The organism is Kribbella capetownensis (assembly GCF_004331485.1).
Taxonomy (GTDB): Bacteria; Actinomycetota; Actinomycetes; order Propionibacteriales; family Kribbellaceae; genus Kribbella; species Kribbella capetownensis.
In genome coordinates this window covers 68,745-80,486 of record NZ_SJKD01000004.1, presented here as the reverse complement: position 1 = coordinate 80,486, position 11,742 = coordinate 68,745, and the positions used below count along the sequence as shown (strand labels likewise).

Below are 11,742 nucleotides of genomic sequence, written 5' to 3'. Positions count from 1 at the left end.
TCAGCCATCTGGCGGACCCGGCGCCTCAGCTATCCGACGTACAACTGCTCCAGCGGACCGCCGAGCAGTACGCCGCCGAGCGCGCCGATCAGCATGAACGGACCGAACGGGACCATCTGCTTGCGCTTCATCACGCGCGCCGCGATCAGCGCGATCCCGACCAGGGCACCGATGAAGAATCCGCCGTACAACCCGCTGATGAACTCTCCCCACCCGAGCCACCCGAGCGGCAGCCCGAGCAGCCCGGACAACCGGACGTCACCGAATCCGACCCCACTCGGAAACACGAACCACAGCACGTAGAACACCGCGAACCCGATCACGCCCGCGATCACGGCCCGGCGTAACGCACCCCAGTCCCCCGATCCCGCCGAGGCACCGATCAGCGCGACGCCGACCACGGCGTACGACGGCCAGATGATCGCCGACGGCAGGTACCGCGTCCTCGCGTCGATGTAGCCGAGCACCGCGCCGGAGATCGCCATCAACAGCCAGGCCGGCAACACCGCGGTGATCCCGAGCATCCACCCGAGCAGCCCACCGGACACGGCCGCCAGCGCGCCACACCAGTACGCCGCCCGCGCCACGGCCAGGTCGGCGTACGGGATCTTGGTATCGCCTTCCTCGAGCAACGGCTCGGGGATTCGCCGCATCAGCCAGGGACCGAGCACGAACGCGGCCGGTCCGCAGAGGACGACACCGGCCCCTGCGGCGAGCAACGCGTTGTCAGCCGGCACGATGCAGGAGCCTAGACGATGTCGGTCGGCCGCCCCGGACGGTCTGTGGACGACCGCCGCACCAGCACCCGCGCGATCACCGCCGCAGCGGCGCCGATCAGCAGTACGCCGCCGAGGAGCACGCCGATCGTGCTCAGCAGACCGTCGTTGCGGGTGACGTACTCGATCCGCTGGAACTCGTCATCGGTCGCCGCCCGGTCGAAGGTGAAGTCGCTGGTGATCTTGCTCGGGTCGCGATAGGTGACCGCGTACGCCGTGAGGAAGTCGGCCGGCGCCTCCATCGCATCGTCCTGGACGCGGCCGGCGTAGAGCAGCTCCGGCCGCACGTCCGCATCCGGCAGCTTCGTCGCGTCCACGCGATGCGCCGAGGCGACGTACACCGTGACCGTCTGCGCGGTTGATGCGCCCTTGCTCAGCCGCATCGGGTAGACGATCCGGTCCGACGCGAACGTCAACCGCAGCGGCGGCGTCTCGCCACTGATCCTCTCGCCGCCGGTCTTGGGTGCGAGCTTCACGGCAACGATCTCCCAGCCCTCGCTGAGGTACGGCGTCAGGTTCGCGGCCAGCCCGGCCGGTACGACGTACCCGGTCGTGCGCAGCCAGTCCGTCACCGCGGACCCGGTCGATCCGCCGAGCCGGACGACCTGGAACGGACCGAGCACCATCTGCTCGCGCACGTCCACCCCGGACCCGGGCGCGGCGGCACCGGCGGTGTCACCACCTGCCATGATCCCGAGGTTCCGGAACGGCCAGTAGGTCTTGCGCTCGACGACCTTCGGACGGGTCATCCGGTTCAGCCGGTAGAACAGGTCGGGGTCGCCGAGTTCGACCTTCGCCGCCGCCGGCACAGGCATGATCCAGGCCGCCTTCTTCGACGAACCGTTGATTGCCATCGACAAGGTGATCTGCTCGGTGCCCGCGTCGTGCCGGACCAGGGCATGCTCGCCGTACGCTCGGGCCTGTGACTGGGCGTCGGGTAAGTAGCCGCCGCAGGCGCACGCCCAGGCGGGAGTCACGCCCGCCGCAACGAATCCGGCCGCCAGCATTCCTGCGAGAACCCGCCACAATCTCATGGCGGGAGAGTAGCTAGCCGAGGGTGTAAGCAGTGTGGAAGAAGTTCGCCGGGTCGTATTTCTGCTTGACCGTCTGCAGCCGGGCAAGGCTCGCAGCGTAGTACGTGCTCACGGAACGGCCGGTCTCGACGTAGTTCACGTAGCCGCCGGCCGAGAACTTCTGGACCGCGCGATGCCCGTTGCTGACGAAGGTCTGCGCGATCCGCAACTGCGCCGTACTCGGATGCGCCGCCGTCCCGGAGTACCACTGGATCACGCCGAGCGCGGACCGCCACGGCCAGGACGCACCACCGGCCGGCTGCTTGGCCGCCTGCCCACCGAGTGGGTCGATGATCGCCGACGCCGGCGTCTTGGCCCGCGCGGCCGCCTTCACGGCACCGAGCAGCGCGGTGATCGTCGCCGCATCCATCGGCCCCTTGACTACGTCGGACCCGGCCAGGAACCCGGATCGCGGGCTGGTGGTCCCGCCACCGAGGTACTTCACCGCCTCCAGGTGCGTCTTCACGGTGATCGACCGGACCGTTGCCTTCGACCCCACGAACGACTCCAGCTGCGCGGCTGCGGCCGACGCGTTGCCGGTGGTGGAGATCCCGAGCACATGGATCGACAGCGTTCCGTTGCTCCGGGCATCGATGTGCAGGTTGCCCCAGGAGGTGACCGGCGCGGTCTGGGCGAACTTCTGCCAGCCGCTGACCACAGCCGCCGCCTTCGACTCCGGCCAGGTCAGCCGGAAGAATCCGATCTTGGTGGCCGGAATCGTGGCCATCCGGAACGACGTGACCACGCCGAGGTTCCCGCCGCCACTCCCCCGCAGCGCCCAGAACAGATCGGGATCGACGGTCGCGCTGACGTTGTGCGCCTTGCCGTCGGCCGTGATCACGCCCATCGAGACGATCCGGTCACAGGTCAGGCCGAAGGTCCGTGTGTGGATCCCCATCCCGCCACCGAGGGCCAGCCCCGCGACGCCGACCGTCGGACAGGTCCCCGTCGGCAGTGAGCGTCCGTACTTGTCCAGGAACGCGTGCACGTCGTACAGGCGTGCTCCGGCGCCGACGGTGAGGATGCCGTTCGCGTAGCTCATCCCGCGCATCGCACCGAGGTCGAGCATCAGGCCCTTGCTGATGGTGGACGCGCCGACATACGAGTGCCCGCCGCCCTTCGGGACCAGGGCGAGCTTGTTGTTGCGGGCGAACAGGATCGACTTCTGTACGTCCGTGGCGTTCGCTGCCTTGACCACGCAGGCCGGCTGGACGGAGTCCCAGCGTGGGTTGAAGAGTTGGTGCGAGGCGGCGTACCCGGAGGACGCGGGAAGGTACACGCGGCCGGTCAGCGAATGAGCGAGGCTGTTCCAGTTCGGGGCGGCCACCGTGAGGCCGTTCGAGGCGCCGGCACTGGCGTCCTTGGTGTCGGTGCAGCTGGTCAGCGCGGCGGCGGCGAGAACACCGCCTGCCTTCAGTACCGTCCGGCGGTCAAGCTGGCTCACGATCGTCGAGCTCCTCACGGGCAGCGGACCTCATGGCCGCCAGTGGTGCGGGCGACCTACCGGTCATCATCTCCACCTGGAGGACCGCCTGATGCACGAGGAGATCAAGGCCGTTCAACAGCTCTGTACCGATCCGGTGCGCCGCGATCGCGAGCTGTGTCGGCCACGGGTGGTACGCCACGTCGAACACCACCGGCGCAACACCCGCGAAGTGGTAGGCCCACGGGTCGACGGCGCCGCCCGGCAGCGTCGAGACGCACAGGTCGAACCCGCCGATCTGCTCGACCTGCGAGAAGTCCGCGACCGAGGTCTTCAGTCCGAGCTCGGCCGCGAGGTCCAGCAGCCGCTCGGCCGTGGAGAGGTCGCGTACGACGACCGTCACCTCGCTGACCGTCAACCCACGCAAGGCGGCCAGCGTGGATGCGGCGGTCGCGCCGCCACCGAGCACGACGGCCGATTCCGCGGCGGTGATCCCACGCTCGGCGAACGCGTTCACCAGTCCGGGGACGTCGGTGTTGTGCGCCGAGCGGGAGCCATCCGGCTCGAACAGCATCGTGTTCGCCGCACCAATCAGCTCCGCGACCGGGTCGACCGTGTCGACCAGGTCCAGCGCGACGCGCTTCAGCGGCATCGTCAAGGACAGCCCGCGCACGTCGTCCCCGAGTGACGCGACGAAACCGCGCAACTCGTCTTCCCCGATCTCGAAGGCGTCGTACCCCCAGTCCAGGCCGAGCCCGGCGTACGCGGCCCGGTGCATCGCCGGCGACAGCGAGTGCGCAATCGGCGAACCGAGCACGGCACAACGGGTCATCAGCACCGGCCCTTGTGCGCCGCGCACCAGGTCTGCAGCTTCTTCACGTTCTGCAGGTGTTCGTCCGCCGAGCTCGCGAACGCGGTCTCGCCGGTGTCCAGGTTGACCAACGTGAAGTACATCCACGAGCCCGCCGCCGGGTTGATCGCCGCCCGCAGCGTGTCCTTGGTCGGCGAGTTGATCGGCGTCGGCGGCAGCCCCTTCACCTTGTACGTGTTGTACGGCGAGTCGATTTCGCGCTGCTCGGACGACGTGAACACCCCGCCGTCCCGGCCGACCACGTAGTGGATGGTCGAGTCCATCTGCAGCATCTTGCCGGCCTGCAGCCGGTTGTAGATCACCCGTGCGACCTTCGCGTAGTCCTGCGGCCGGTTCGTCTCGGCACCGATGATGCTGGCCACGATGACCGCCTGGTACGGATCGAGCTTCTTGCGCTGGGCGGTCTTCACCAGGTCCAGCGCGGCCGCGTTCTTCGCGTACTGCGCCGTCATCAGCTTGAGGATCGTGTACGCCGTCGCACCCTTCGGGATGTCGTACGTGCCCGGGTACAGGAAGCCCTCGGGGTTGTACTTCGCGTACGCCGGCAGGCCGAGCGCGGCGGGCTTGGCCATCGCCGCCGCGGCGGCGCCGGCCGGCAGCTTGAGCTTGGACTTCTGCAGGGTGTCGCTGACCTCGGCCTTGGTCTGGCCGGAGCGGAAGCTGATCCGGGTGATCAGGATCGACTTGGCCGGATTCAGCATCAGTTCGAGGGCGGCCTTGGCCGACATCTCCTTGTGCAGGGTGTACGTCCCGGCCTGCACCTGACGCGACCGCGGATCGTCGCGGGCGGCCCGCTCGAAGGCGCGGGCACTCTTCACCACACCCTTCTTCTCCAGTGTGTCCGCGATCGACTGCGAACTCTGGCCCTGGGTGATCTCGACGACCACGGAACCGGTGCCTTCGCCGGTGTAGTCCGGCGCGGCGAACATCTGCTCGAGCGCGTCCTTGCCCTTGCCGAAACCGATCACAGCGCCGGCCACCAGCGAGCCGACGACCAGCAGCGAGATCAGTCCGGCGAAGCAGCCGAACCCGCGGCGGGCGCGGGCCTTGCGGCGGTTCGCCCGGCGCTCGACCCGGCTCTCCGGCCGCAGTCCGAGACCGGAGCCCAGGTCTTCGCTCTCGTTCAGATCTTCGTCCAGCGATGGTCTGTTCACAGGGGCCTCCCGGGCGGGTTGCCGGACTCGCGCTCGAGGTCGAGCGCGTGTTGCAGAATCACGACCGCCGCGGCCTGGTCGACCACCGCGCGTCGCTTGGAACCCTTCTTTCCCCGTTCGCGCAGCATCCGCTCGGCCGTCACCGTGGTGAACCGCTCGTCCACCAGCCGCACCTCCGGCCCCGAGTTCCCCTCCCGCACCTTGTCTCGCACCTGTTCCGCCGTCTCCCGGATCTTCACCGCCGCCGGCCCCTCGCCCCCGGACAGGGAGCGGGGCAGACCGACCACGATCTCGACCGCCTCCAGTTCGGCGGCGAGTGCCGCGATCCTATCCAGATCGCCGGGGCCACGGCGGACCGTCTCCACCGGAGTGGCCAGGATTCCGTGCGGATCGCTGCTGGCGACGCCGATCCTGGCGTCGCCGATATCCAGCGCGAGCCGCACGCCCCGGCGCATCAGCGAGCCCCCGGGTGTGCCGATCGGACCATCAGGGTCAACCCGTGACCAGCTGGCCGACGGTGTGTTCCACCGCGCTCAGCGCGTCCTCGGCACCCGACGGATCGGTGCCGCCACCCTGCGCGACATCGTCCTTGCCGCCGCCGCGACCGCCCAGCTTCTCGGCCGCGACCCGGACCAGGTCGCCCGCCTTCAGCCGCCACTCGCGGGCGGTGTCGTTCAGGGCGATCACCACACCGGGCTTGCCGTCGTTCACGCTCAGGATGGCGATGACCGCCGGCTTGTCGGCCGGCATCCGGCCGCGCACGTCCAGCGCCAGCTTGCGCAGGTCGCCGCCGTTCACGCCGTCCGGCGCGCGATGGCCGACGTACTGGACTCCGAAGACGTCCTTCGGGTTCGCGGCGAGCTCGGCGCCGGCGGCCAGGACCTGGCCGGCCCGGACCCGCTCGAGCTCCTTCTCCGCGGCCCGCAGCCGCTCGGACAGGTCCGCCACCTTCGCGGGCAGCTCCTCCGGGCGGGTCTTCAGGTTCTCGCTGAGCAGCCGGATCAGTGCGCGCTCGCGGCCGAGGTAGTGCAGCGCTTCCATGCCGACGAACGCCTCCAGCCGGCGCACACCGGCACCGACCGACGCCTCGCTGGTGATGGTCAGCGCACCGACCTGCGACGAGTGCTTGACGTGCGTGCCACCGCAGAGCTCACGCGACCAGGGGCCGCCGATCTCGACGACGCGGACCGACTCGTCGTACGTCTCGCCGAACAGCGCCAGCGCACCCCAGTCCCGGGCTTCCGGCAGCGACATGTACTGCGCGGACACCGGGAGGTCCTGGCGGACGGCGAGGTTTGCGACCTCTTCGATCTCGGTCCGGGTGGACTGGTCCAGCGCCGACGACCAGGCGAAGTCGAGCCGCAGGTAGCCGGGCTTGTTGTACGAACCGCTCTGCAGCGCGTTCGGGCCGAGCACCTGGCGCAGCGCCGCGTGCACGACGTGCGTGCCGGAGTGTGCCTGGCAGGCGGAGACGCGCCACTCGTGGTCGACCTCGGCGTGCACGTCCTGGCCGGGCCGCAGTACTCCCTCGACCACCTCGACCTTGTGCACGATCAGGCCCTTGACCGGCCGCTGGACGTCGAGCACCTTCAGCTTCACGCCGTCGGCGACGATCAGGCCCTCATCGGCGATCTGGCCACCGGACTCGGCATAGAAGGGCGTCTTCTCCAGCACGACCTCGACGGTCTCGCCCTGCTCGGCGGCGTCGGAGACGACGCCCTCACGCAGCAGGCCGCGGACCTGGGAGTCGGTGGACAGCTCCTGGTACCCGGTGAACTCGGTGACGCCCTTCTCGCGCAGCTCCCGGTAGCCCGAGGTGTCCGCGTGACCGGCCTTCTTCGCGCGCGCGTCCGCCTTGGCCCGCTCGCGCTGCTCCTTCATCAGGGACTTGAAGCCCTCGGTGTCGACCTGCAGGCCCTGCTCGGCGGCCATCTCGATGGTCAGGTCGATCGGGAAGCCGTAGGTGTCGTGCAGCTGGAACGCCTTCGAGCCTTCGAGCTGGTGCGCACCGCCGGCCTTGGTCTCGCGCACGGCGACGTCGAAGATGCTCGTCCCGGCCGTGAGAGTACGCCGGAACGCCTCCTCCTCGGCGTACGCGACCTGGCTGATCCGGCCGAAGTCGGGCTCCAGCTCGGGGTACGACTTCTTCATCTGCTCGAGGCTGACCGGCAGCAGCTCGACCAGGCTCGGGTCCTCGTAGCCGAGCAGGCGCATCGAACGGATCGCGCGGCGGAGCAGCCGGCGCAGTACGTAGCCGCCCTGCTCGTTGCCGGGGTTCACGCCGTCGCCGATCAGCATCATCGCGCTGCGGACGTGGTCGGCGACCACCCGGAACCGCACGTCGTCGACGTGGTCGGCGCCGTACTTGCGGCCGCTCAGGTCGGCGGCCCGCTCGATGACGGGGTAGATCTCGTCGATCTCGTACATGTTGTCGACGCCCTGCAGCAGGTACGCGACGCGCTCCAGGCCGAGGCCGGTGTCGATGTTCTTCTTCGGCAGCTCACCGAGGATCTCGTAGCCGTCCTTGCCGCCGCCCTCGCCGCGGATGTTCTGCATGAAGACCAGGTTCCAGAACTCCAGGTAGCGGTCGCCCGCCTCCCAGTCCCGGTCGGCGCCGAACTCCGGGCCGCGGTCGATCAGGATCTCCGAGCACGGGCCGCACGGGCCGGGGATGCCCATCGACCAGAAGTTGTCCTTCATGCCGAGCCGGACGATCCGGTCGTCGGGCAGGCCGGCGATCCGCTTCCACAGGTCGATCGCCTCGTCGTCGTCGTAGTACACCGACGCGTACAGGACCGACTCGTCGAAGCCGTAGCCGCCGTCGTTCTGCGGCCGGGTGACCAGGTCCCAGGCGTACTCGATCGCCTTCTCCTTGAAGTAGTCGCCGAAGGAGAAGTTGCCGTTCATCTGGAAGAACGTGCCGTGCCGGGTGGTCTTGCCGACCTCGTCGATGTCGAGGGTGCGGACACACTTCTGCACACTGGTCGCCCGCGGGTACGGCGGCGTCTGCTGGCCGACGAAGTACGGGACGAACTGGGCCATGCCGGCCACGTTGAACAGCAGGTTCGGGTCCGGCGACGGCAGTGGCGCACTCGGCACCACAGTGTGGCCCCGGTCCTCGAAGTACTGCAAGAACCGCCGCCTGATCTCACTGGTTTCCATGGGTGTTACCGGTAATCCTCACGCTGCGTCGTGTCAGTTGGGTTGGGTGCGGTGTCGATGCCCAGCGCGTCACGCAGCTCCGTCTCGCGCTCGGCCATGCCCTCGCGGACCTGGTCGCCGAAATGCCGGACCGCCGAGGCCAGCTTGGCCGCGGACTCCTGCAGGCCCTCCGGCGCGAGCACCTGGGCCCGCTTCTTCAGCCGGGTCACCGCATAGACACCGACGGCGATACCGATGATCAACCAGAAGATCCGCTTCACCGGACGTCACCTCGCTTGCGCGCCTTGCGCTCCGCTTTCATCTCTTCCTTCACCCGCCGGGACACGTCCCGGCGCTGGCTCTCGCCCAAGGCCCGGCGCACGCCGTACGTGAACGCGGCCGCCTTCACCAGCGGGCCGCCGGCGGTGGCCGAGAACAACGACATCAGTGCGGCCGCGTTGGTGGTCACGGTGGTCGCGTTGTCGGTGATGGTGTCGACCTTGGCCAGCTGAGCGTTCGTGGTGGACACGGTGGTGGTCACTTCGCCGAGCAGCGGGACGGTCTCGTCGGACACGCCCTTCACAAGGATCCGGGTCTCGTCGAAGACCTTGCCCAGCTTCAGGATCGGATAGGCCAGCAGGCCCACCAGGATGAGCAGCGCGCAGGCGGCTATCAACCCGGCGACTTCACCGACGCTCATGGAAACGATCCACCTTCCCGTTGCGACCACGTGGACCGCCCGACCTTATCGCGCGGCGTAGTCGCACTCCGCTCCAGGACACCATCCCTCACATCACAGTCGCCCACCAAACCGCGTCAACGGGGGTCGGTGTGGGTGGCCACTGTCAGGGACTGGGCGTCGGGTCCGCCGGGGTGGTGCTGGGCTCCGGCGTACTGGGGCTCGGCTCCGTTGGAGTGGCGCTCGGCTCCGTTGGAGTGGCGCTCGGCTGCGTCGGAGTCGTGCTCGGATCCGTTGGCGTGGTGCCGGGATCGGTCGGGGACGGCGTGCTCGGGCTTGGTGTGGTCGGTTGGGCCGGTGTGGTCGGTGTGCTCGGCTGGGTCGGGGACGGCTCAGACGGTGCAGGGCTGGTCGGCCGGCCTGGCGGTTGGGTCGAGGACGGCATCGTCGGCGCGGACGAGGTCGACCGCGGCGACGCTGATGGTGACCATGGCGGCTTCGGTGCGCTGGGAGTTGCCGCGGCCTGCGTCGGAGTGAACCAACCCGCAGCGGGGTTGGCGAGTTTCTCCTTGTTCGCCGTCGGCTCCTGCGTGGGACTGGCCGGCCCGAGGTGCGGCCGGTATCCGGTGACGTCGCCGTGCGGTGACTCGGACGCCGTACTCGTGGAGGTGCTCGGCGACGACGCCGCGATCGACGGTGTGCTGCTGGTCGAGTCAGGTGACGAGAACGGCCCGAAGATCAGCAGGCCGGTCAGCACCAGCACGATCGCCGCGACTCCGGCGATCTTCAGTGCGGGCGGTCTTCCGGTTTTTCGGTGACGAGCGAAGGGCGGGTTGTACTGCCTCACAACGAAGAGCCTTTCACCCCCAGGTCGCCTAGCAGCCTACCGACCTGGTTCATCCGCTTGAGCGGGCCCCCGCGTACTCAGTCGAAGCTGACAGTGAGTGCCTGCACGGTTCCGTCGGGTGCCCAGGTCAGGTCCATCGTGCCGGTGTCGCCGCCGGCCCAACGGAACTTCACGTTGTCGTCGTCCGCTCCTTCGAGCGTCATCGTCTCGGTCGGAGGGTTCTCCCGGTACGCCGCGGCGATCGCCGGACGGCCCTCGAACGGTCCGGCCGGGACGCCGACGAAGGACATCCCGGCGTCGGCCGCGAAACGCTGGGCGAACGTGTCCCAGTCGCCGCTGGTGACGGCGTGGTTGAAGGCGTCCACGTGCTCGGTGGTCCGGCTCATTTGCGGTCCCTCAGGATCTTGCGGATGTTGGCGACCCGATCCGCGTACGCCGCCTCACCGCCACGGCGGGTGGGTTTGTAGTAGTCGGTCCCGTCGATCACGTCGGGCGCGTACTGCTGCGGGACGATGCCGCGCGGGTCGTCGTGCGAGTACTGGTACGAGCTGCCGTGGCCGATCTTCTTCGCCCCGGCGTAGTGGGCGTCGCGCAGATGCGGCGGGACCGGGCCGACCTTCCCCGCCTTCACATCCGCGATGGCCGCGTCGACGGCCATGATGACCGCGTTGGACTTCGGTGCCAGGGCCAACGCAACAACGGCCTGGGCGAGGTTGATCCGCGCCTCCGGCATACCAATCAACTGCACCGCGTCGGCCGCGGCGACCGCGACACCGAGGGCGGTCGGGTCGCCCATGCCGATGTCCTCGCTCGCCGAGATCACCAGCCTGCGCGCGATGAACCGCGGGTCCTCGCCGGCCTCGATCATCCGGGCCAGATAGTGCATCGCCGCGTCCACGTCCGAACCACGGATCGACTTGATCAACGCCGACGCCACGTCGTAGTGCTGATCGCCGGCCCGGTCGTACCGCACCGCGGCCCGATCGACCGCCGTCTCCAACGTCTTCAGGTCGATGATCTTGGCGTCCTTGGCCCGTGCACCGCCGGCGGCAGCTTCCAGATAGGTCAGCGCCCGGCGAGCATCTCCCCCAGCCATCCGGAGCAGGTGCGCCCGCGAGTCCTCGGCCAACTCGAACTCGGCGTTCAGCCCGCGCTCGTCGGTCAGCGCCCGATCCAGCAGTACGGCGATGTCGTCGTCGGTGAGGGACTCGAGGGTGAGAAGCAAGGATCTCGACAGCAGCGGAGAGATGACGGAGAAGAACGGGTTCTCGGTGGTCGCGGCGACGAGCGTCACCCACCGGTTCTCCACACCTGGCAGCAGCGCGTCCTGCTGCGCCTTCGTGAACCGGTGCACCTCGTCGATGAACAGCACCGTCTCCACTGAACCCGACGGCTTGGAGAGCTCACGGCGTGCGCCGTCGATCACCTGCCGGACGTCCTTGACCCCTGCGGTGACGGCCGACAGCTCGACGAACTTCCGGTTGGTCTGATGCGACACCACCGCCGCGATCGTCGTCTTGCCCGTGCCGGGAGGACCCCACAGCAGCAGCGACATCGGCTGGTCACCTTCCACCAGCCGCCTCAGCGGTGATCCAGGCGCCAGCAAGTGCTGCTGCCCCACCAGCTCGTCCAGACTCCGCGGCCGCATCCGCACGGCCAACGGAGCGGCAGTGTGGTCGACGTCGGCGAGGCTGCCACCCCCACGAGCAGGGGCAGGCGCGCCTGGCAGATCGAACAGACCTTCACTCACGCCCTGAGCCTAACCAACCGCACCGACA

The 11,742-nt window shown here is 68.9% G+C and carries 12 protein-coding genes; 1 reads left to right on the top strand and 11 read right to left on the bottom strand.

Annotated elements, in window-relative coordinates:
* Positions 1 to 29: 29 nt before the first annotated feature.
* Genes E0H75_RS18715 through E0H75_RS18675 form a run of 9 tightly spaced genes read right to left on the bottom strand, consistent with a single transcriptional unit; the run spans position 30 to position 9,138 of the window.
* A complete protein-coding gene (locus tag E0H75_RS18715) occupies positions 30 to 737 on the bottom strand; it encodes a prepilin peptidase (protein WP_238163124.1) in 708 nt (235 codons plus the stop codon).
* Between the two features lie 11 nt (positions 738 to 748).
* Entirely contained in the window at positions 749 to 1,810 is a 1,062-nt protein-coding gene (locus tag E0H75_RS18710) for a DUF2330 domain-containing protein (protein WP_131514866.1), read from the bottom strand.
* 13 nt (positions 1,811 to 1,823) lie between these two features.
* Entirely contained in the window at positions 1,824 to 3,293 is a 1,470-nt protein-coding gene (locus E0H75_RS18705) for an FAD-binding oxidoreductase (protein WP_131514865.1), read from the bottom strand.
* Positions 3,280 to 4,104: a shikimate dehydrogenase gene (locus E0H75_RS18700; protein WP_131514864.1), complete on the bottom strand. Its 825-nt coding sequence runs from the start codon at positions 4,102 to 4,104 to the stop codon at positions 3,280 to 3,282. Before E0H75_RS18700 ends, E0H75_RS18705 begins: the two co-directional genes overlap by 14 nt.
* A complete protein-coding gene (gene mltG, locus E0H75_RS18695; protein WP_131514863.1) occupies positions 4,104 to 5,297 on the bottom strand; it encodes an endolytic transglycosylase MltG in 1,194 nt (397 codons plus the stop codon). Before mltG ends, E0H75_RS18700 begins: the two co-directional genes overlap by 1 nt.
* The gene (gene ruvX, locus E0H75_RS18690; protein WP_131353577.1) at positions 5,294 to 5,752 is read right to left on the bottom strand and encodes a Holliday junction resolvase RuvX; all 459 of its coding nucleotides are present in this window, start codon (positions 5,750 to 5,752) and stop codon (positions 5,294 to 5,296) included. Before ruvX ends, mltG begins: the two co-directional genes overlap by 4 nt.
* 37 nt (positions 5,753 to 5,789) lie before the next feature.
* On the bottom strand, positions 5,790 to 8,459 hold the full coding sequence (gene alaS / locus E0H75_RS18685) for an alanine--tRNA ligase (protein ID WP_131514862.1): 2,670 nt from the start codon (positions 8,457 to 8,459) through the stop codon (positions 5,790 to 5,792).
* 5 nt (positions 8,460 to 8,464) lie between these two features.
* On the bottom strand, positions 8,465 to 8,719 hold the full coding sequence (locus E0H75_RS18680) for a DUF6167 family protein (protein ID WP_131353573.1): 255 nt from the start codon (positions 8,717 to 8,719) through the stop codon (positions 8,465 to 8,467).
* Positions 8,716 to 9,138, bottom strand: coding sequence for a DUF948 domain-containing protein (locus E0H75_RS18675; protein ID WP_131514861.1), 423 nt, complete (start codon positions 9,136 to 9,138; stop codon positions 8,716 to 8,718). Before E0H75_RS18675 ends, E0H75_RS18680 begins: the two co-directional genes overlap by 4 nt.
* Before the next feature lie 131 nt (positions 9,139 to 9,269).
* Between E0H75_RS18675 and E0H75_RS18670 the strand changes: the two genes are divergently transcribed.
* Positions 9,270 to 9,935 carry a hypothetical protein gene (locus E0H75_RS18670; protein WP_131514860.1) on the top strand — a complete coding sequence of 222 codons (666 nt, stop codon included), beginning with the start codon at positions 9,270 to 9,272 and terminating at the stop codon, positions 9,933 to 9,935.
* 106 nt (positions 9,936 to 10,041) lie between these two features.
* Here the strand turns inward: E0H75_RS18670 and E0H75_RS18665 are convergent, their stop codons facing one another.
* Both E0H75_RS18665 and E0H75_RS18660 read right to left on the bottom strand, forming a co-directional pair.
* A complete protein-coding gene (locus tag E0H75_RS18665; protein WP_131514859.1) occupies positions 10,042 to 10,350 on the bottom strand; it encodes a nuclear transport factor 2 family protein in 309 nt (102 codons plus the stop codon).
* Positions 10,347 to 11,714 carry a replication-associated recombination protein A gene (locus tag E0H75_RS18660; RefSeq protein ID WP_131514858.1) on the bottom strand — a complete coding sequence of 456 codons (1,368 nt, stop codon included), beginning with the start codon at positions 11,712 to 11,714 and terminating at the stop codon, positions 10,347 to 10,349. Before E0H75_RS18660 ends, E0H75_RS18665 begins: the two co-directional genes overlap by 4 nt.
* Between the last annotated feature and the right edge of the window lie 28 nt (positions 11,715 to 11,742).

Coding starts and splice junctions, on each gene's coding strand:
- E0H75_RS18710 (WP_131514866.1), bottom strand. CDS start 1,810: ATGAGATTGTGGCGGGTTCTCGCAGGAATGCTGGCGGCCGGATTCGTT.
- E0H75_RS18700 (WP_131514864.1), bottom strand. CDS start 4,104: ATGACCCGTTGTGCCGTGCTCGGTTCGCCGATTGCGCACTCGCTGTCG.
- ruvX (WP_131353577.1), bottom strand. CDS start 5,752: ATGCGCCGGGGCGTGCGGCTCGCGCTGGATATCGGCGACGCCAGGATC.
- alaS (WP_131514862.1), bottom strand. CDS start 8,459: ATGGAAACCAGTGAGATCAGGCGGCGGTTCTTGCAGTACTTCGAGGAC.
- E0H75_RS18675 (WP_131514861.1), bottom strand. CDS start 9,138: ATGAGCGTCGGTGAAGTCGCCGGGTTGATAGCCGCCTGCGCGCTGCTC.
- E0H75_RS18665 (WP_131514859.1), bottom strand. CDS start 10,350: ATGAGCCGGACCACCGAGCACGTGGACGCCTTCAACCACGCCGTCACC.